The 21,347-nt window shown below is 42.8% G+C and carries 18 protein-coding genes; 4 read left to right on the top strand and 14 right to left on the bottom strand.

Features of this window, described 5'->3' with window-relative positions; genetic code table 11:
• Positions 1-52 precede the first annotated feature (52 nt).
• Positions 53-1,159, bottom strand: a complete 1,107-nt coding sequence (locus PODO_RS12235) for a lactonase family protein (RefSeq protein ID WP_038570362.1) — start codon at positions 1,157-1,159, stop codon at positions 53-55.
• A gap of 206 nt (positions 1,160-1,365) precedes the next feature.
• Between PODO_RS12235 and PODO_RS12230 the strand changes: the two genes are divergently transcribed.
• Both PODO_RS12230 and PODO_RS12225 read left to right on the top strand, forming a co-directional pair.
• Complete coding sequence (locus tag PODO_RS12230) at positions 1,366-1,701, top strand: LytTR family transcriptional regulator DNA-binding domain-containing protein (protein ID WP_036686243.1); 336 nt, start codon at positions 1,366-1,368, stop codon at positions 1,699-1,701.
• A gap of 185 nt (positions 1,702-1,886) precedes the next feature.
• The gene (locus PODO_RS12225; protein ID WP_038570359.1) at positions 1,887-3,044 is read left to right on the top strand and encodes a peptidylprolyl isomerase; all 1,158 of its coding nucleotides are present in this window, start codon (positions 1,887-1,889) and stop codon (positions 3,042-3,044) included.
• Positions 3,045-3,127: 83 nt separating this feature from the next.
• On the opposite strand, the gene PODO_RS12220 is transcribed toward PODO_RS12225, so the two are convergent.
• Both PODO_RS12220 and PODO_RS12215 read right to left on the bottom strand, forming a co-directional pair.
• The gene (locus PODO_RS12220; protein ID WP_036686240.1) at positions 3,128-3,322 is read right to left on the bottom strand and encodes a DUF2188 domain-containing protein; all 195 of its coding nucleotides are present in this window, start codon (positions 3,320-3,322) and stop codon (positions 3,128-3,130) included.
• Positions 3,323-3,393: 71 nt separating this feature from the next.
• Positions 3,394-3,993, bottom strand: a complete 600-nt coding sequence (locus PODO_RS12215; RefSeq protein WP_038570356.1) for a nitroreductase family protein — start codon at positions 3,991-3,993, stop codon at positions 3,394-3,396.
• 272 nt (positions 3,994-4,265) lie between these two features.
• On the opposite strand from PODO_RS12215, the gene PODO_RS12210 reads away from it, so the two are divergent.
• Positions 4,266-5,663, top strand: a complete 1,398-nt coding sequence (locus tag PODO_RS12210) for a metallophosphoesterase (protein ID WP_051491447.1) — start codon at positions 4,266-4,268, stop codon at positions 5,661-5,663.
• A gap of 98 nt (positions 5,664-5,761) precedes the next feature.
• On the opposite strand, the gene PODO_RS12205 is transcribed toward PODO_RS12210, so the two are convergent.
• The gene (locus PODO_RS12205; RefSeq protein WP_051491446.1) at positions 5,762-7,279 is read right to left on the bottom strand and encodes a copper amine oxidase N-terminal domain-containing protein; all 1,518 of its coding nucleotides are present in this window, start codon (positions 7,277-7,279) and stop codon (positions 5,762-5,764) included.
• 92 nt (positions 7,280-7,371) lie between these two features.
• Positions 7,372-8,040, bottom strand: a complete 669-nt coding sequence (locus PODO_RS12200) for a TraX family protein (protein WP_036686237.1) — start codon at positions 8,038-8,040, stop codon at positions 7,372-7,374.
• Positions 8,041-8,512: 472 nt separating this feature from the next.
• Between PODO_RS12200 and thrS the strand changes: the two genes are divergently transcribed.
• On the top strand, positions 8,513-10,426 hold the full coding sequence (gene thrS, locus PODO_RS12195) for a threonine--tRNA ligase (protein ID WP_038570353.1): 1,914 nt from the start codon (positions 8,513-8,515) through the stop codon (positions 10,424-10,426).
• An 80-nt stretch (positions 10,427-10,506) separates the two neighbouring features.
• Here thrS and PODO_RS12190 read toward each other — a convergent pair whose 3' ends face one another.
• The 9 genes from PODO_RS12190 to PODO_RS12150 all read right to left on the bottom strand — a co-directional run bounded on the left by PODO_RS12190 (position 10,507) and on the right by PODO_RS12150 (position 21,246).
• The gene (locus PODO_RS12190) at positions 10,507-11,496 is read right to left on the bottom strand and encodes an aldose 1-epimerase (protein WP_036686233.1); all 990 of its coding nucleotides are present in this window, start codon (positions 11,494-11,496) and stop codon (positions 10,507-10,509) included.
• Positions 11,497-11,580: 84 nt separating this feature from the next.
• Entirely contained in the window at positions 11,581-12,297 is a 717-nt protein-coding gene (locus PODO_RS12185) for an MgtC/SapB family protein (RefSeq protein WP_036686231.1), read from the bottom strand.
• Between the two features lie 181 nt (positions 12,298-12,478).
• Positions 12,479-13,270 (bottom strand): SDR family oxidoreductase, encoded by a 792-nt coding sequence (locus tag PODO_RS12180; RefSeq protein ID WP_036686230.1) that lies wholly within the window; start codon positions 13,268-13,270, stop codon positions 12,479-12,481.
• Between the two features lie 112 nt (positions 13,271-13,382).
• Positions 13,383-14,495, bottom strand: coding sequence for a rhamnogalacturonan acetylesterase (locus PODO_RS12175; protein WP_038570350.1), 1,113 nt, complete (start codon positions 14,493-14,495; stop codon positions 13,383-13,385).
• A 57-nt stretch (positions 14,496-14,552) separates the two neighbouring features.
• Positions 14,553-15,392 carry a carbohydrate ABC transporter permease gene (locus tag PODO_RS12170; RefSeq protein WP_038570347.1) on the bottom strand — a complete coding sequence of 280 codons (840 nt, stop codon included), beginning with the start codon at positions 15,390-15,392 and terminating at the stop codon, positions 14,553-14,555.
• Between the two features lie 3 nt (positions 15,393-15,395).
• Positions 15,396-16,295 carry a carbohydrate ABC transporter permease gene (locus PODO_RS12165; RefSeq protein WP_036686586.1) on the bottom strand — a complete coding sequence of 300 codons (900 nt, stop codon included), beginning with the start codon at positions 16,293-16,295 and terminating at the stop codon, positions 15,396-15,398.
• A gap of 164 nt (positions 16,296-16,459) precedes the next feature.
• Positions 16,460-17,797, bottom strand: coding sequence for an extracellular solute-binding protein (locus tag PODO_RS12160; protein ID WP_036686225.1), 1,338 nt, complete (start codon positions 17,795-17,797; stop codon positions 16,460-16,462).
• Positions 17,798-17,918: 121 nt separating this feature from the next.
• The gene (locus PODO_RS12155; RefSeq protein ID WP_038570338.1) at positions 17,919-19,487 is read right to left on the bottom strand and encodes a response regulator; all 1,569 of its coding nucleotides are present in this window, start codon (positions 19,485-19,487) and stop codon (positions 17,919-17,921) included.
• Positions 19,480-21,246, bottom strand: a complete 1,767-nt coding sequence (locus tag PODO_RS12150; protein ID WP_038574396.1) for a sensor histidine kinase — start codon at positions 21,244-21,246, stop codon at positions 19,480-19,482. The genes PODO_RS12155 and PODO_RS12150 overlap by 8 nt, the downstream gene beginning before the upstream one ends.
• Positions 21,247-21,347: the final 101 nt, after the last annotated feature.

Genomic DNA, 21,347 nt, shown 5'->3' with positions numbered 1-21,347 from the left:
TTCCCTTTAGCATTTCCCAAGATCACTTATTCACTCTTCAAGCGGAGTAACTTTATGCAGGAACAATTACGGGCTTCACACATACCGGTTTGGATACTTCAGCTGTATTTCCAGTAAATTCGAGTCGGCCACTAGCCGCTTCTATCGAAAATACAACCAGGTTATTCGCATCACGATTCGCTACTATAAGATAAGCTCCATCTGGTGTCAATGCGAAGTGACGTGGATGTCCTCCACGAGTAGATACATATTCAAGATGTGTAAGCTTAGCAGAAGCATTATCCACCGCATACACGGCAATATTATCAGCCCCACGGTTTGAAGCGTACAGATATTTCCCATCCTTGGAAATAGCGATTTCAGCGCATGTATTCTCTTCGTCAAAATCATCAGGCAGTGTCGGCACTGTATCTACAGTGTGCAGAGTGCCTGCGGCACTGTCATATGTAAACGATGTAATGGTGGAATCCACCTCGTTAATTACATAAGCAGACTTTCCGTCTGGATGGAAAGTGAAGTGGCGTGGTCCCGCTCCTGGATGCAACGCCGTATCACCATGTACCTCTAGTTTGTTGGTTTCTCTATTGATTCTATAGGCCCGAATTAAATCAAGCCCAAGATCAGATACAAACACATACTGCCCGTCCGGACTGAAAATAGCGGAATGGGGATGAGGGCGGTCCTGCCGTTCAGGATGTTGGCCATGACCTGAATGTACGGCCACATCAACTAATTGATCTGCAGCTTTATCTTCATTTAATTTGATCAAGCCAACACTTCCACCATGATAACTACATACAACCACGTATTCATCATTCAAATCTCTATTGATATGGCAGGTGGTTGTTTGACGATTGCCAGAGGCAGGCATGGAGGGAATGCGTTTCAGTTCACTCAATTTCCCGTCCTTTAGATCAATAGCAAAGGAAATAACCTCGCCTTCTTTTCCACCCTCACCATTCGGTTTTTCTCCTATAGCGTATAGACGTTTCTCTGCGGCATCTACATTAACAAAGGTAGGATTAGTTAAGCCCTGCACCGAATCCAGCAGCTTTAGCGTACCACCTGCAGCTCCATCGAATTCAAATACCTGCACTCCGCTTTCTGCGGCACTTGCATAAGAACCTGTAAACAGCAATAACTTATTCTGCTCATTCATCTCTATATTCCTCCTCAAAGTATTGCTACTTCACACTCATTAGATGTGATCATCTATATAATCTACAATTTTTAAACGTTAATTACAAACGATAAAGTTAGAAATGTACGAAACAATTCAAAAATGGGTCTTTCCAACGATTAACTGTTGTGATATAATGAAAGCGCTAACATTAGTCTTTTATTCCGTATAAAGGGGGAACATGAATGAGTAGCATCCTGCTGGAAGCCAGAAATGTGTACGAGGACTTCGAGGTGGAGACAGACATTCTGTTCTTTAAGGTCGGGGACCATGATTTGGTCATTTTTCACGGCAGAAACTATAACATAAAAAAGAGAATGACTGCCGAGCAATTAAATCGATTGTTGTCCAATTCAAGTTATTATCATGTGTACGGTGGCTGTTATGTCAACCTGAACAAGATCAGCTCTATCGCAGATGACTGCATTTATTTCGGTGAAATGGGCCTGTATGCTAAAAACGTACGTGTCCCAAGACGAAAACAAGAAAGCATTCGTCATCTTCTGAAAGGACTGAAGTAGACATCTTATTCCCATTAGCCGGAAGGGCATGTTACTGATGCCATTTCCGGCTTTTTGCTTTTTATTAATAGAAACTTAAAAAGATCCTGCCTTTTTTTATACTTTCTTAAGGTTTAGGATTAGGATTTCTGTTAAAGTTGTAAATAGACAAGCAACACCTATATTGAAGGGAGTCATTACTAATAATGGACAAAAAAGATCTGAATGGAAATGAGAACTTAGAAAACAACGGAACCACGGAAGAAGATTTGAACACTTCCGAGATTATCAATGAAGAGGTTGAAGTAGCGCAAGCAGCTGCTGAGGAACCTGTGAATACAACAAAAGCAGACAGTATTCCAGTAATGAACAAAGTCGGTGCGAACAACGCTACGCCACCTACACCTCCGACTGCTCCTAGAAGCAATAAAGCTTGGATGATTGCCTCTATCGTATTAGCTGCAGCACTAATCATTGTTCTGGTCGTCCAAAAAGACGACAGCAAAAAAGCTGTTGCAACAGTAAACGGAACAAAAATTACAAAAGAACAACTTTATGATAAATTGATCGAAGCAGGCGGAGAAAGCACGCTGCAATCTATGATTACTACTGAGCTTGTTGATCAAGAGGCTAAAAAAGCCAACGTAACTGTTACAGATGAAGACATCAACACTGAACTTGAAGATCTTAAAGCACAATTCGGCGGAGAGGCTGCCTTTAATGCTGCTTTGTCCCAAAGCTCAATGACTGTAGACGACTTGAAAAAGCAAATGCCGCTGCAAGTAAAGCTGCGTAAAATCCTTGAGCCACAAGTCACTGTAACGGATGATGAAATCAAAGAATACTATGACACAAATAAAGCTACTTTCAGTGAAGAAGAACAAGTTCGCGCTTCCCACATTCTCGTTGAGACTAAAGAAGAAGCAGATGCAATTCTGAAACAACTGAAAGAAGGCGCAGATTTCGCTACTCTTGCCAAGGAAAAATCCTCTGATACGGGTTCCAAGGATAATGGCGGAGATCTAGACTTCTTCAAACGTGGCGATATGGTAGCTGAATTCTCTGATGTAGCCTTTAAGCTAAAAGTTGGTGAAACCAGTGATGCTGTGAAATCCGATTATGGTTATCACATCATTAAAGTAACCGACCATAAAGATGCTAAAGACTATACACTGGAAGAAAAGAAAGATGAAATTCGTAAAACTCTAGTTTCGCAAAAGGTTTCCACTCTGTCCTCCACTTGGTTGTCAGAAACAACTGAAAAAGCAAAAATTACGAACACACTTACTGACGCTAAAGAAGATGCAGCTGCAACAGCTGAGCCAACTGCAAGCGCAGCAGCAGGAAATGAATCTACTAAATAATTGTGCCCGTCAAAAAGCAGGACAAGCGTTAATAAACGCTGTCCTGCTTTTTTTATTTCTATGCTCAGGCCTTTGATTAAGCATTAATGGCCTTTTTTACGGATTTGTTTATCGTGGTTCTCCCCCCACTCTTTCGCCTGCGCTGTGGCAATTGAAATCGCCCGCCCCTCCTCATAACCATCTTCGAGGAGCGCATTCGCAATATCGATTGCCTTATTGCGAACAGGTGCTGTGAAGTTCTTTAATGATTCTGGATAATCCTCTTTGTTCCATGGCATACAAAAAACCTCCTTAACCAGTCTATATACATACTTAGCCTGGTTAAGGAGGTTTCAAACGCTTATCTCACTTATTTAAAGACTTTCACACGATCTTCAACCGGTTGGAATTGTTTCTCACCAGCAGGAGTAACGGTTTTACCAAATGGCAATTGAGCAATCAATTTCCATTCTTGCGGGATGCCCCATGCTTCTTTTACTTCATCATCAATCAGTGGATTATAATGCTGCAAGGATGCACCTACACCTGCTTCAGAAAGTGCTGTCCATACTACAAATTGCAGAATACCAGAGGATTGGTTAGCCCAAATTGGGAAGTTCTCAGCATATAGAGCGAAGTTCTCTTGCAGGCTCTTCACTACCGTTTGATCTTCGAAGAATAGTACGGAACCGTAACCTGCTTTGAAAGACGCTAATTTTTGCGCTGTTCCTTCAAATTGTTCGGCAGGAACGATTTTACGCAATGTTTCTGTAGTGATATCCCATAGCTTATCATGTTGTTCACCAAGAAGAACAACGGCTCTTGAGCTTTGAGAGTTGAATGAAGTTGGGCTATGTAGCACCGCTTGTTCAACGATTTCTACAATTTGTGCATCCGAAATCGTAGTTTCTTTACTGATGGCATATATGGAACGTCTTCCTTTTACTGCTTCAAAGAAATTGTTAGACATAAAATAACTACCTCCATTAATTTAAGTAACTTACTTTTGTATATCTTAGCACCTTTTTTCTGAAAACACAACAGTTATTCACAACTTATTTTGTCGGATATATTCGTTGCCAACTCTTATTGTCGCATTTATGGGCTTAATTATGCACCTGATCTATTAATCATTAATCAATTCATGCGGGCTAGAAACTGCCCTCTTCCTTTTCCGATATACACTACGAGCTAAAATGCGCTACAATAGTGCAGCAAATGTATAGAAGGAAGGTTATAATCATGAATTTTCTGAGCAAGAAAGCCCTTGTTCGACATAAAAAATCAGTCTTTACCTCTTTGTTGCTGCTCCTTTTCCTGAGCTTGGCTCTAACTAGCTGTAAAGACACAAATTCGTCTAATTTGACCTTTACAGAACTAGATCCGACTGATCTTCACCCCCTCACTTTCTGGGTGGCAACGGATACTCACTTCTTAGATAAGAAGCTTCAGGATGGCGGTACAGCTTTTCAGAAATATGTAACTGGCGGTGATGGAAAAATGCTGCCTTACAGTGATGAAATCCTTGAAACCTTGGTTTATGATACTGAGCAGCAGAAGCCTGATTTTCTCATCCTCAGTGGAGATTTAACAAATAACGGAGAACGCAGCAGCCATCAGGAGCTAACCCAAAAACTAAAGCGAATTGAAGCGCAGGGAACCTCTGTTTATGTCATTCCAGGCAACCATGATTTATTTAATCCTTGGGCCAGATCCTTCAGCGGGGATAAGCAGCTCGTTACGGATTCTATTACAGACAAAGACTTTACCAAGATGTATGAGAATTTCGGCTACAAAGAGGCTGTATCACGTGATAAAGAATCGCTAAGTTACATCGTTAAAGCAGCTCCAAATTTATGGCTCCTTATGATTGACAGCAGCCAATATCATAACAATCAGAAATACGGTTTCCCCCAAACGGACGGACGCCTGACCGCCTCTACCCTATCATGGATAGATAATTCAGTTAAACTGGCAGCCAAGGAGCATGCTTCTGTCCTCACGGTTATGCACCACAACCTACTAAGCCACACCTCTATGTCTGTTTCAGGCTTTAAGCTTAACAACAGTCAGGAAACAATAAAGTTACTTCGTGAAAATGAACTTAATTTAGTCTTGTCAGGCCATATCCATATGCAGGACATCCGGGTAGACCCGGCAACTTCTTCGGAAGAAATGCCAATTTATGATATCGCAACAAGTGCAATGGCTGTTTATCCACATCAATATGGAGCGATGACCTTCGATCCTCTGAGCAGAACCGTTAATTATGAAGCAATGCCCATAAATGTAGAAGGATGGGCTAAAGCTAATGGCATTACAGATCAGAATCTTTTAAACTTTAAGACCTATGCTGAGGATATTTTTGCTACAAACTCTTATAACAAAGCTATGGATGGTCTAAAGGAGAGTTCCTTTACGCAGTCTGAAAAGGCATCGATGGCTGAGGTAATGGCCAAGCTAAATGTAAGATACTTCGCGGGGACAGCCGGCAGCTCCTCAGAAGATATTAAAGCGATGCCAGGTTACAAGCTTTGGGAAGGCCTACAAGAAGGTTTCTTAGGTGGATACATCCAAAGTATGACAGAGAATAAAGAGCTTAGTAATATAGCTTTAGAGGTGGTATTAACGAAGCAATAACTGGTTTATGTATTTCATATAAAAAACCCAGCCTCCACTCGCATTTATGCGTCAGATGGAAGCTGGGTTTATTGTGTTAATTGATCGTTAAGATGCAACTAGTTCCGTACAATAGTAATCCAACCATCTTCATCTACCGACACAGTAGCATGAAGCGCTTCAGCAAGCAGACGCAAGGATACATATGCATCGCCATACTCGTCAACAAATACAGGTTGGGCAAGCTTTACAGCCGTGCCGTTAATCAAGGCTTCGGAAGAACCGATTTTGAACACCAGTTTATCTCCGTACACACCATCAGTAACGTTAATTGCACGATTGACAGTATCCCATTCTACAGTAGCATCTAAATCTTCTGCCAAATAACGCAGTGGGATATAAGTAGTGTTCTTGTCTACAATCGGGTAATAATATTCGTCATCAGGTTCGATAACAATGGTTCTCTTCGTAATGCCCAGATCATCCTTCAATATACGATATACATCAGAATCTGGGGCAAAGTTTCTCAAAGTCTCTCCAGGTGTAAGCCCGGAAGAAATATCAAGTGCACCTTCAGTGCTGATTGGATCAGCAGTTACAGCACCGCCAATGTTCCAAACCTGACTGGAAGCTTTAAGCGAGAGACTCTTCAGTGGGAAATCCTCGGTACCCGGAAGCGCCACTTTCAGATCAACATTCTGTTTACGCACATGCAGAGCACTATCAACGAAAATATCAACAGATAACTTCGTATCCTTACTCAACACAGTCTTAATCTCAGGAGTTGATTTGTAAAGACTGTCCACTTGATTGTCATATACTAGCAGCAATGCATCAACAGCCAATTTGGCAGCATCATGCAATACAGTTACGACAGCTTCTTTATCATCCAGTGGAATATCTCCGAATCCAAGATTGAAAATATCGCCAGAACCGTCTTCATCCATAGCTTTGATCACAGGGTACAGATAGTCGTAAAGACCACCTACCAATTCAGTAAAACCTTCTGTGTCTTTGGAGACAGACTTCAGGAAGCCTTTTAACAGTGCAGGAAGCTCATCACCAGTCACTTCTGCATGCAGCTTCGTCATGTTCAACTGCTCGCCATACACAGCATCACTAACCGGTGTAATGTTGATTACGCCAGGATTAGGAAGATTCTTAACAACGAATTTCGTCAACAGCTTACTGACATCTTCAGCTTTTGCCGTATCCAAGCCTACTTCACCTAAGATTTCATCGTATCCTTGTACAGGGAAGTAGAACGGTTGTTTTGCTCCTTCAACTGTAAAAGCAAGTGTTTGTTTGTCCATAAACAAGGTGAATGGAATATCCAATTGTTTATAACCAACAGTTCCTTGGGCCGATAAACTCCCATTATCTTGTAACTTAGCTTTACTAATATTCAAGGAAAAAGAATTAATAAGATCAACCATTTCCTTATCTTCCGCGCTAATTCCCTCTATGGGCTCAGCATTCATGGAAAAAGTCATACTGGATTCTGATGATTTAACATCAACATCCCCAATCAACGCCTTATTAACATCGAACCCCCCTACCGACTGACAGCCGGCAAGAACTAGCATCAGTGCGACAAAAGGCAAAAACCACTTCATTTTTGCTTTAACTCTACTCATAGCATGTCTCCTTCATCTTATTTTGTGAAATCAATCCATTATCTCAGCTAAGGTAAGTTTTGTAAATCAAAGTTCCTTTTATTGTAAAATGTTTAAATATTCAACAAACTTCGCCATTCGATCTGAGCCCATTCCTTGTAAATTACAGCCTTAACTATTGCCAACATCAGTAAATGTGCAGGATAAAATGACCACCACACCCAGCGCGGAACCCGATGCCGCTCCAAGCGATTCCAAATCAAAGGCGTAAAAGCAATCAGCAAGGTAGGTAAAATACTTAGCATCTGTACAACCCAATAATTATAAAACATATAGAATAGATTCAGTGCCAAATGGGCTCCAACAAGCCAGTACGATTTCGTATAACGAAAAATCAATACTAAGAGCAAACCGTACGCGTTATAATCTATAGGGTAATAATCCATTAACACTATAGCAGCAATTACCACAGGTATACCTAGCCATAGTGAAGGCAGTTTGTCCAAAATAACCAGTACGATTGCCGACAGCAATAACGTAAACACCACGTTCCAGCCACCAGAATTTAGCGCTAAATTATAGGGAATCTGAGCAATAATCGCTATCAAGAGCAACCGTAATAAATATTTAGGTCTGGATGAAGTATGGATATGTCCCTGCACAAGCCCATAACAATAAATCGGAAAAGCTATTCTCCCTACATATCTCCAAGCAAGATTCTCCGGGAAAAAGATATAGCCAATATGGTCGATTAGCATCGTCAGCATGGCAATAATCTGCATTACAATCCTCCTTAAGCATGTTGAAATATAAATTCGCCAAGCCCTTCCTCATTTCCTTTACCAATAAGCAAATGAAGAACGCGGAGAAACGATCATCCGCTTTCTGTGCACCTCCCCCCTTGACTTTATCGAATACTATTGAGTAATATTAACTAGCAACAGAATATGGCAATGATCAAAGACATGATTTCCTACACGAACTGTCCAGAGAGAGAAGTCCAGGCTGCAAGCTTCTCCAGTTACCGGTTGTGAAGTTACCCCTTTGTAGCCGTGACGCTGAATCCGTAGAACTTTGTTTTTCGGTAGTATGCGGCACCGATTTATCCCCGATATCGGATACCAATGAGGTCCTGTCCATGTGACAGGTCGAATTAGGGTGGAACCACGAGCTGAACGCACTCGTCCCTTTCTGGGAGAGATGCGTTTTTTTGCGTTCACAACTAACAATATTTGAGAAACGGAGGCTAAAATCATGAAGATCAAGGTAACACTGCAAGATGGAACAATTAGAGAGGTACTGCAAGGAACAACGATTAAAGAAGCAGCAGGTGCCATAAGTACCAGTCTGAAAAAAAATGCTGTAGCTGGAAAAATTGATGGAAAATCTGTTGATCTAAACCAAGCGATCGAACATGATTGCCGGCTCGATATTGTTACGTTGGATAGCAAAGACGGTCTTGAGGTTTATAGACACAGTACTGCACATATCATGGCGCAGGCCATAAAACGTATATATGGAGATAAAGCTGTCCAGCTAGGCATAGGTCCTGTTATCGAAGACGGCTTCTATTATGACATTGATATTGAGAAACCTCTATCCACTGATGATCTTGCTGCAATCGAACAAGAAATGGCGAAAATCATCCAAGAGAATCACCAGATTGTCCGCCGTGTGGTGAGCCGCGCAGAGGCCATTAAACTTTTTGAAGAGTTGAATGAGCCTTTAAAGCTGGAGCTTATTCATGATCTGCCGGCAGACACAGTATTAACTATTTATGATCAAGGTGAATTCTCCGATCTTTGCCGTGGACCACATCTTCCCTCAACTGGCTTGGTCAAAGCCTTTAAGCTGTTGAATGTAGCGGGTGCCTACTGGCGTGGAGATTCCAATAACAAAATGCTGCAACGTATTTATGGAACTGCCTTTCCTAAAAAAGCGCAGTTAGAGGAACATTTACTGTTTCTTGAAGAAGCTAAAAAACGTGACCACCGTAAGCTCGGCAAAGAACTTGAGTTGTTCATGTTCTCTGAAGAAGCGCCAGGCATGCCCTTCTATCTTCCCAAGGGAATGACAATCCGTACAGAGCTTGAGAACTTTGCCCGGGAATTACAAAGACAGAGAGATTACGATGAAGTTCGTACACCGCTGATGATGAACAATCGGCTTTGGGAGCAGTCGGGGCACTGGGATCACTACAAGGACAATATGTATTTCACAAATGTAGATGAAACAAAATTTGCCCTTAAGCCGATGAACTGCCCTGGGCATATGCTAATTTTCAAAAACAATCTGCATTCCTACCGGGAACTGCCTATCCGTATCTCGGAATTCGGTCAAGTGCATCGCCATGAATATTCTGGAGCACTTAACGGGATGATGAGAGTCCGCACTTTCTGCCAGGATGATGCTCACCTCTTCGTTTTGCCAGAGCAAATCGAGGATGAAATAAGACGGGTAATCTCACTGATTGACCATATTTATCAAGTGTTCGGCTTTGAGTATAAGATTGAATTATCTACTCGGCCGGCAGATTATATGGGGTCTGAAGAGTTATGGGATCAGGCTGAACAATCTTTACAAAATGTATTAGACAATCTCGGGATCGAATATCGTGTGAATGAAGGGGATGGCGCGTTCTATGGACCTAAGATTGATTTCCATATCCTAGATGCGCTAAAACGAAGCTGGCAATGTGGAACAATCCAACTAGATTGGCAAATGCCAGAGAAATTCGATCTTACTTACATCGGGGAAGATAATCTTAAACATCGCCCGGTCGTAATCCATCGCGCTGTGTATGGGTCGATCGATCGTTTTATGGGGATCATTACTGAGCATTTCGCTGGGGCTTTCCCACTGTGGCTCGCACCTGTTCATGCGAAGTTATTGCCAGTCTCTGAGAACTATGTTGACTATGCACTGCAAGTGAAGCATCAAATGGAGAAGGCTGGCATTCGTGTCGAAGTAGATATTCGAAATGAGAAGTTAGGCTACAAAATTCGTGAAGCTCAGCTTGAAAAAGCACCTTACATGCTCGTACTGGGGGAGAACGAAAAAAATTCCGACACTGTCTCTGTAAGAAAACGTGGTGAAGGTGATCTTGGTTCGAAGAGTATCCAAGACATCATTAAACAGATTAATGAAGAGATTATTAGTAAGAGATAAATTTAAGGGGCTGTCTAATCGTAGAAAAACTACGTTTGAGACAGCCCCTTCTTTATAACCTATTCATATTCACATGAACTCTATTTTACGTACAGGCGGCTGCTTTCTTCCCAATATTCGCCTGGTTTCAGGCTGAACAAGCCGATATCATCAGCAGGAAGGTCTACCATTGGCGCATTCACCAAGTTAATTTGTGGCTCAGGGCAGAAGAACTGTTCTGTAGCACCGTTATTCCAGATCATCCATTGTTTGTACGAAGTCCCTACATCGTACACCAAGGTTACTCCAGCTTTGCTATCGGTAAGCTCCATCCGGTTGCGTCCGTTCTGAGGTACAGCCGTGTAGTGATTGTCCATCGATGCAAAATATGGATTCACACCTTCTTCACGAAGCTGAACTTCTCCTGGCTCCAACGCCTGGAATTTGCCTGTTGGCAGCATGCGGTCGTTAAGCTCCCAGCGCTCGCCAATAGTAGCTTTTACGCGGTAATCTTGTGCCGAGCTTCCTGGTGCGAATGGTGCGTTAATGGCAGTGTGGAATGCCAGCAAGCAAGGCATCACGTCATCTCCATCATTGTGTACCAGCACCTGTTGAGATAATCCTCCTTCGCCGAGGGTATAACGCAATTTGATCGTATACTTATGTGGCAAATATTGATAAGAAGGATGATTCTCATCCACCTTGATGAATACGGTTACGAAGCTTTCAGTCTTACCGCTGCCAAATTCTTCGACTTCCCAAGCTGCAGTATGTAAAAATCCGTGTAAATGGTTGCCCGTTGCAACTTCATTTACGGGGAATTGATAAGTTTGACCATTCCATGGAAATTTACCATCCTCATAACGATTTGGAGGAAATAATACAGGAATTCCGTGAATCCCCGGACTTGCCTTGAAGGCTTCCATTTCTTCAGCTCCAGGCTCATGCAGGAAGCGATATCCGTTTTCGGTATCACGGAAACAGATCAGGTTGCCGCCAATGCCTGGCAGAATAGCTGCCTCATAACGACCGGCTTTCAACCAGATAGCTGCTTCTCCTTCATATTGTCCTTCATACGCTGTGATTGACATAATATATTGTTCTCCCTTCCAGTGTCTGATAATTGTCTCCACTTGATAGATTACCACATCTAGTCATGAGGTGACATGCTCTTTTTACAATTGCTCCACTTCTACGCTCATTACATGTTCAATTTTCTTCACATCGTAATAAATTTCTGTTGCGTAATCTCGATCCGGGGCTGAGATCACCATATCGATCATTTGTCTGCCATCTTCCAAATCTTTAATTTTCATTCTTCGAATCGCTCGGGATGGACCTCTAGTACTACGCTGCGAGCTGACCTGAGGCCGCTCGATTTTTTGGATCACTTCTGTAAGCACGAAATTAGCTTCCATAATGATCCTCACTGAAACTTCATGTTTATTCAGTACTTCTGGTCCTAGCGAGCGGATTAAATGAGGAACTAAATTCACAGCAAACATCAGCAGAATAACCGCATATGCTGCTTCAATATAGAATCCCGCACCCACAGCTATACCAATTCCAGAAGCTGTCCAGATGAGTGCTGCCGAAGTAAGGCCCGAAATGGCATCTCCGCCTCTACGCAGAATAACACCCGCACCCAAAAAACCAATCCCGCTGACAATCTGAGCCGCAAGCCTCATTGGGTCCATGTTTGGATGCTCTGGCCCTGCGAACTTGTCAAAGGCATGGATAGACACCACTGTGACAAGACAGCTCGCAATGCTTATGACCATACTGGTCCGTATCCCCAGCGGTTTCTGCTTGATCTGTCGGTCAATCCCGATGAACAGCCCGAACAGCATGGCCACTAGTAACTTCATTAATGATTCCAATTGAAAATCCATATCGCAATCTCCTTTCTCCAGAGATACTCCATTATAACGGAAATTGGAGATAATGATTAGCTTTATTTTACAACAAAAAACGGTATAACCATCCTCAGCGCATATGCTCTTTCGACCCGTGTGGTCCGGCATAGCGACGAGGATGGAATCCGTTATGAGAGGTCAAGATTATGTTGGAAAATTAACCATGCAGAAGCGACTCTGCACCGTCACAATAAATTTCCGTCCCCGTAATATGATCTGAATCTTCCGACGCCAGAAACAGAGCCAGCTTCGCTACTTGATCAGGTCGCCCCGGACCTTCTTCCAGCGGTTGATCTCCCTCAGGAAATTCTACTGGGATTTTCACTTCTTTCAGATCCTCTGATGGAAAAGTGTTGTCATCTATATTGGTCTTTATAGCCCCAGGACAGATCGCATTTACGCGGATTTGAAATTGAGCCAGTTCCAGTGCCGCCATTTTCATAAAAGCAACCTGTCCTGCCTTAGTCGTGCTGTAAGCAGAAAAACCAACATTGGAAAACACACGATTTCCGTTAATGGAGCTGTTGATCAGGATGCTGCCTCCGCTTTCTTTTAGATGCGGTATCGCATATTTTACAGTCGCGAAGGTTCCACGCAGGTTAATATGAATGGTCTGATCCCAAGATTCAATATCCATCGTTTCAATAGGCGTCATCGCCCCATTAATCCCTGCGTTGGCAAAAACAACATCAAGACGACCCCATTTCGCGGCCGCCTTGTTTATCGCCGCTTCCACTTGTGGTGGTTCAGCAACATCACATTCGATAACTAGGGCTTCTCCGCCCTCTTTCTCCACTTGCTGTCTAACCTTTTCAGCGTTCTCCACAGTTCTGTCCAATAATACAACTTTGGCTCCGTTACGTGCGAACTCAAGCACGGTTGCCCGGCCAATTCCTGAGCCGCCTCCGGTTACAACTGCAACCTTACCTACAAGCTTTTTATCTGCCATATCGTGATATCCTCCTTCTTATCATGCAAGTCTTCCAGTTAAGTTCTTTCCTTAACCTTAACCTTGCATACAGAAGTTGAACCGACAGATATTTACTTTTCCTTTAGGATTATTATTCTCCCTGACGAAGATGAATGATGAGATCGTTTAATCCGGCTTCCCGGATCCCTTCCACTATAAGCTCAGCTAGAAGACGAGCCCCTAAAATCTGAAAATGTGTATTATCCTGCACGCCACCTGGATGCGCAATAAATTCTCCTGGATAGCTCCACATGAATAAATCTTTTGAGCCCTCTGAGCCATAAGCTTCAAAGAGCTTGCGGCTCTTCTCGGCTAAATCAATCAGTGAAACCTGCTCGGTATCTGCGAGTTCCCGTATGGCGATTAAATAATCTCCATGCGTGTCTACAATTGCTTCTTCACTATCAAATCTTCGCCGATGTACAGAGCTCACAAGAACCGGATAGGCCCCCGCTTCTCGGGCGACTGTAATCAACCGGAGCAAATGTTCTTTATATGTAGTAAAGGGCTCGGTATGTCTTAAATCATCAGTTTTGGAATCATTATGTCCAAACTGGATGAACAGATAATCTCTGGGTCTGATATCTGCGGCAATGCCCTCCAAATGCCCTTCCTCAATAAAACTCTTGGAACTGCGTCCAGAAAGTGCTCGGTTATCAACAACTATTCCCGCTTTGAAGCAGCGTGGCAGCAGTTGACCCCACCCCGCATAGGGATAACCTTCTTCCCCTTGATCGGTCACCGTGGAATCTCCCGCCAGAAACAAGACTAGCGCTTCATTGTCCATCTGAATATCCAAGGCGTTAATACGCGGTGCCGCACCCGAGAACGATAGCTTTAGCTGCCCATCCTTAATTCTAATTGCAAAGGATTCGCGTAAATATTGGCCCGCAGGCACATTTAGAGTGTCCAATACGAACTTGCCTTCTCCAGCTTTGATAAATGTGCTGGTCTCTGCCAGAGCATCACCCAACAGCAGCGTAACACGGTAGATCCCATTCGGGAGATCCAGAAGAAAAACTGCTTTCTGTGGGATGCAGCAATCACTTCGCAGTATATCTGTTCCCCCTCTGAAACGACCAAAGACGGTGGAATCAGAAGTGAAACCATACCCTATTTCCTTAGAATAAGATGTGTCCGGCCGAATTTTGGTGTAGCCAGGCTCAGCTTCCTTAATCCCAAAATCAAAACGATAGCTATCCAAATTCAGCCGCACCTTTCTTAATTAGAGATTCAAAACATTTATATTCATTTGCTGAAATCAACCTTTCAAACCACTGGTGCTGATTCCTTCTACAATCTGCTTTTGGAAGATAAAGAAGATAATCATGACTGGTGCCAAACTTAGAACAGACATGGCGAACATTGGACCCCAGTTGGATACGGACTCACTGTCCAGGAACATTTTCAGCCCCATCGAAACTGTATATTTAGAAGGTGAGTTCAAGTACAATACCGGTCCAAGCAAGTCTTCCCAACGCCAATAGAAGGAAAAGATTGCCGCAGTAGCCATAGAAGGACGGATAAGCGGAAGTATAATTCTGAAATAAAGTCCAAATTTCCCACAACCATCGATGGTAGCCGCTTCATCAAGTTCAACAGGAATGGTCCGAATAAACTGCAGCATTAGGAAAATGAAAAACGGGACACCGAAGAACTGTGGAACAACGATCGGTTTGATACTGTCGAGCCATTCCAATTTGGCATAGATAATGTATTGAGGGACGAGCACCACATCGGAAGGAAGCATCAGGGTCATCATCATGATTCCGAACCATAAGCCATGGCCTACAAATTTATTGCGGGCAAAACCAAAGGCAACCAGTGAAGATGAAATGACTGCGCCCAGTGTTGCGACAATGACAATTACGAAAGAGTTCTTGATGAAGACACCAAAAGAGTAACCTGCAATACCTTCCCAGCCTTTAGCATAGTTCCCCCATTCCCATGGATCAGGTATAAGGTGTTGAGCTGTAACAAACACAAGCCGGCTCTCTTTAAAAGAACTCATGATCATCCACAGAATCGGATACAGCATAACGATAGCGAGGCCACCTATAAGGATGTGATAAAGCGGCCATTTCAGTTTAATTTTCGCCATGGATTATTTTCCTCCTTCCGACTCGTAGAAGACCCACGATTTGGATGTCTTGAACAAGATTCCGGTCATGATGCCGACAAGCAACAACATCACCCAAGCCATAGCCGAAGCATAACCCATATTATTAAACATAAAAGCCTGACGGAATAAATAGAGAGAATACAACATAGTGCCGTCCATAGGTCCGCCTTCACCTTTAGAGATAATATAAGCAGGAACAAAGGTCATAAATGCGCTGATCGTCTGCATAACGAGGTTAAACAGAATTACAGAACTTAAGAGTGGCATAGTAATCTTAAAGAACTTTCTGAAGAATCCGGCTCCATCTACACTAGCTGCCTCATACATTTCACCAGGAATATTTTTGAGACCTGCCAGAAAGATTAACATGGATGAGCCAAACTGCCACACAGATAAAGTTATCAACATAATAAGCGCAGCGTTCGGATTGCCAAACCAACTTACCGGACCAATCCCGAAAAAGCCAAGCATGCCGTTAATAATTCCAGTATCACTAAAAATATTACGCCACATGATGGAGACCGCCACACTGCCACCTATAATAGAAGGTAAATAATAAGTTGTCCGATAAGCTCCTACCATACGCGATTTCGTATTTAGAATCATAGCCACAAATAATGCGAAGGTTAGACGTAAAGGCACACCGATAAATACGTAAAGCAGGGTTACCTTTAGTGAATGCAAATATTTCGGGTCATTTGAGAACATTTTGATGTAATTATCAAATCCAATCCACTTAGGTGGAGCGAATAAATTGTATTTAGTAAAAGAGAGATACAGCGAAATGATCATTGGGATCAGTGTGAAGCAAAGGAAGCCAATGACGAACGGACTGATGAAGGCATATCCTGTAAGGTTGCTTCGTAACCGCCGGCCGGTCAACTTATTTTTCTTAACAGCCAATGGATTCGAAGGTAGGGGATTCGTTAAGGCCAAGGGTCTCCAACTCCTTTTTATGTGAATAATATGGGAAACGGGATGCCGCCTAGCGAAATGGCATGCCGTTTCCCATGTGAGACGCAGTATAGTTATCTGTTACCCTACGTTTAACGGCTGGAGAGAATAGAGTTCGCTTCTTTTCGGAACTGTGCCGCTGCTGCTGCTGGGTCGATTTTTCCGAAGTTCATTTGTTCAGCAAGGTCTGTAAGCAGGGCTACAACCTCTGGGGATCCTACCGGTGGACTCATAGGTGAAGTAGTAGGCTCCATATCAGCAACAAACTTAAATACTTGCTTACCGGAATCAGTTAATTGTGTAGCTACAGATTCTTTGATTTTGCTTGAAATCGGTACTCCGCGTTCGCCTTTGATCAGGTTGTTAGCTTCCACATCATTAATCCAGAAATCAACGAACTTCGCTGCTTCTTCCTTCACTTTAGAGTTAGAAGTAATTGACCAGTACATACTTGGCTGCATGTAAAGCCCTTTATCCATATCTGGACCAGGCATTTGTGCCAGCTCCATAGGACGATTTACAGCGATTTGCAAAGCAACGTATTGGTTCGACCATTGCCATACACCGATACCTGTCCCTTTAACAATATCCGACTCTTCAATAACCCCTTTATTTTGGCTTAGTTTGTCTTGTGAAGGGACCGCTCCATCTTTAATCAGACCAGACAACATTCCGAAAAAGTCAGTAAACAATGCATCGTCCTCATAACCAAGTGCGGAACCATCATTGTTATAGAGTGCCAGCCCTTTTGTACGCAGATAATAGTTGAAGAATACGTCTGCTGCCATGGAACCATCCATGTACAGTCCAGCCGACTTAGCTTTTGCGGCGATTTCCTTGTATTGATCCCAAGTCCAGTTCTCTGGGATAGAATCAACACCTGCCTTTTTCAGCAATTCTGGATCATATTGAAAACCAAGTACGTTAACCCCTAACGGAATTCCGTATTGCTTCTCACCGATCACTCCAGTACTCAGCACGTTCTCATTCACATCGCCGACTTGAATCTGAGAGTTCAAATAAGGTTTCAAGTCTTCGAGCTGTCCGTTAGATCCATATTGATTGATATAAGAAATATCCATTTGAACGATATCAGGAAGCCTATTTGCAGCGGCTTGCGGAGCAAGCTTTTTCCAGTAATCATCAAAGGATGCATATTCAGGCTCAATGGTTACATTCGGATATTTGGCTTCATACATATCAATAACTTGTTGTGTATAAGAATGTCTTGTATCTCCACCCCACCATGCGATTCGCAGGGTTACTGGTTCTGCTGAGGTCGTAGCCGCAGGTTTCGTTTCCGAAGGAGTATTTGTAGCGGAATCCGTAGCGGCAGCATTGTTATTGTTGTTACCTCCACCGCAACCAGCTAACATCGACGACAGCAATAATGGTACGGCTAGTAAAGCGAATCTCTTTTTCAATTTCATGTCCCCTTTTCCTATGATAGTGTAAAGGCTCTGATCCCTTTAGGTAGCGCTTTCATTGGTTAAATTTTCTCAAATATTCCGTGATTATTGAATACAAAAAACCGTCTTGTTTGTTCAATAATCAGTTCGCTTGAGGGGGTTTCATGAAATCTGTAGGGGTCTGGCCGGTTACTTTTTTAAATACCTGACTGAAATATTGTGCATTTCCACCGAAGCCGAACATTTCAGCCAGCTCAAATACTCTTACATCCCCACTTCTCAAAATATGCTCCGATGCTTTAGCAATCCGGTAATTGGTTACGTAATTCGAGAATTTCTCCCCGGTAATTTTCTTGAATATTTTGCCTAGATAGTCGGGATTCATATATAACATTTCAGCAGCGACCGAGCTAAGCGACAGCTCTGCATTCTTGTAATCCTCTGCGATAATTTTGATCATTTTGTCTACAATAAGTGATTGCCGGGAACTAAAATGTCGGTCATACATCGCTGTTAAGCGAACCGCTGCCTCTTTGACGTATGCTTTTAAACCTCCCAAGGTTCTAATTTCGGCAAGCTCCGCCAAGCCCGATGTGAAGCTATTTCTTTCATCAGGGACTGCTAAACGAATCATAGCGGAATATAACTGTAAAACATAAGAACGCGTCACGTTAATATCTAACCGCTCATCTGCGAGCAAGTTGAATAATCGTTCCAATTCCAGCTCAACCGTATTTTGATCGCCTGCTTTTATAAGTAGACAAATATGCTCTTCATCCAGCTCGATATCATTTCTTCCACTTAGCTCATCACTTGGGATATCACTCCCGGTAATCAAACCGCCCGCCTCCAAATAAAAACGATGGTTCAGGCACTGCAAGGTCTGACGATACAATCTCCGGGAATGAATCATAAGGTCAGCATCACTAATCGCGATTGTCACATCCATTTTATAAAACTTGCAGAATACCTCTCTTACTTCAGCGATACGTTTAAGCAGGGGGCTATTCTGCACCGTATTTCCTTCGTCTTCCAGTAAAATTAATAAATGACCGCCTATCGTCGCACTCAGGAGTGTTTCCTGAAGTACGTCCTGGGCAATATTTTGCAGAGCGAACAATTGCTCATATTCGTAAGAACCTTCTAGTCGGAACAGGAGCAAGCGCACCGTTTTGTCATTAAGTTCAATGCCGAATAGTTCCTGATAATACTCTAGATCCTGACTTCCATAAGTTTTATTAGAGATCCATTCCTTCAAAAATTGTTCTTTCACATGGGGCAATACCTTCTGAAGACGTTGTTTCATACGATTTACGAATTCGCCTCTGCTCTTCTGCTCATCGAGTTCCGCTACCAGCTCAATCAGTGCTTCATGGATCTGATTCTCATTGCACGGCTTTAAAAGATAATGTTTGACCCCGTTCTGCATAGCAATACAAGCATAATCAAAATCCTTATAACCAGTCAGCATAACGAATTTCACGTCTGGAAATCGTTCACTGCATTTTTGCACCAGTCCCAGGCCATCTAGACCAGGCATAGAAATATCCGTGATCACAATTTCAGGGTTAAGCTCCTCAATTTTCACCAAAGCTTCAATCCCGTTCCGTGCCGTGCCTACAAGCTCTGTTCCCGCTCGTCCCCAGTCCACAACCTGCGATATCCCTTCCAGAATCAAGCGTTCATCATCCACCAGCAGCAGTTTATACATTCTCTAGCACTCCTTTTAAGTAAGGTATACGCACATGTATAGTTGTTCCTTGACCCGGCTCACTTTCTATGACTGTGCCCCATTCAGGGCCGAAGACGATTTGAATACGCTCCGCGATGTTAGCTAAGCCGATGCCTTCTCCACGTGTCTTAACTCTCCCCATCTGTAAATCTTTGATAAATTCAGCGCTCATCCCCGGTCCATTATCACTGACTTTGATATCGAGGCCCTGATCTTCTTCACTAACTGTTATAGAAATGGTGCACGGCTCAATATTAGGCTCTAGCGCATAGCGAATAGCATTTTCGATTAAAGGCTGCAAGGTCAGCTTCGGAATTAATGCATCATGCAGATTTTCAGGTACATCCATCCGGAAATCAAGCCTCTCATCAAACCGTGTTTTCTGGATAATGACATAATTTCGCACGATAGTGATCTCTTTTTCAAGTGTAATTAGCGGATCCTTGAGACCAATAGAGCTGCGGAACAAGTAACCGAGCGCTTCTACCATTTCTGAGATTTTGGCTTGTTTGTTCATTTTGGCTAACCAATTGATCGATTCCAGTGTATTGTACAAAAAATGCGGATTAATCTGTGCCTGTAATGCTTTCAGCTCGGTCTCTCTAATAATCAGCTGCTTCGCATAGTTCTCATCAATAAGCTCTCTGATCCTGCGGATCATCATTTTAAAAGTCCGGTTTAGCTGACTAACCTCGTCCTGCGCAGTCTGTGAAACCACACCTAATGACTGTTCCTCCAGATTGTCCAGATCGCCCTTCTCGATTTGCTTCATTTTTTTGGTCAGCTTAGAGATCGGACGTACAATACTACGAGCAAGCCTGTAGCCTAAAAGGAGACCAATTAATAAGATTAGTGCGAATATGATGACGACCAGCTTTTTGACAAAAGTAATATGTTTGAACATCTCATTAAATGGAGTTGCATTGATGTAGATCCAATCTATATAAGATGATTTCGTCTTGGTTATAAAATAAGTACCTTCTTGATATTTGGCCGTGCGATATAGCTCCGGACGTTCTGTCTCTTCTTTAAGCTCTTCTGGCAAAAGAATCGGTGCTTCAGGATAGATCGCCTGTCCCGTCGTGGCATCAACAGCTATTAATTGGTCGGTATCGCTCGTACTATCCGCAATGATTAGATCGATCCGAATACGGATCACGAGTGTTCCCAGATCATCCAGCGTAAACGTTGACCCTGTATAAGATTTAATCTGCCGAACCGCCAAAAGTGAATTTCTGTTTCCTTGCGGATACCACACTATACTCCCGCTAGCTTCCGCAGCTAATGGCTTTAACTGATCCTGCAGATCCTGGGATACCCCTTCACGATTGCCCGCAGTCATTACTCCGCCACTCGTATCCATCAGCATCATGGAATAAACGTATTTCTCTGCCCCTGCAAAAGCAACCAGCCTGTTTATGATCTTGTTATGTAGAACTTGTCTTTCATAAGGCTGTGGATCATTCTGCAATTGGCGCAGGCATTCTTGGATTTGCTCATCAGACACCACTGTAAAAGAAAGCTGATCCAATTCTCTTAGGGCATTTTCGATGCTTATAGAGGACATCCCCAGTACCTCAGAGGCCTTTTCATAAATTTGCTTGTCATAGATACGATACACATATTGCAAAACGGTCAACGAGAATAAAAAGGAAAGTAGAAGCAAAAAGGAAATAATCAGTATCATTTTGTTGAAAATGCCCGAACTTCTGTAAGCGCTAACATTTTTCCAAATCATCTGCATTCTCCGCTCCCTAAATATGATAATTTTCATTTATTATCACTATAATTCCATTATAAACCATAATGTTCCATTTGGGTAAATTTACGTGAACTGAA

The sequence above is a fragment of the Paenibacillus odorifer genome, assembly GCF_000758725.1.
Taxonomy (GTDB): Bacteria; Bacillota; Bacilli; order Paenibacillales; family Paenibacillaceae; genus Paenibacillus_AQ; species Paenibacillus_AQ odorifer.
Note: the sequence above shows the minus strand (reverse complement) of the source record. Positions and strands in the feature narration are given on the sequence as shown.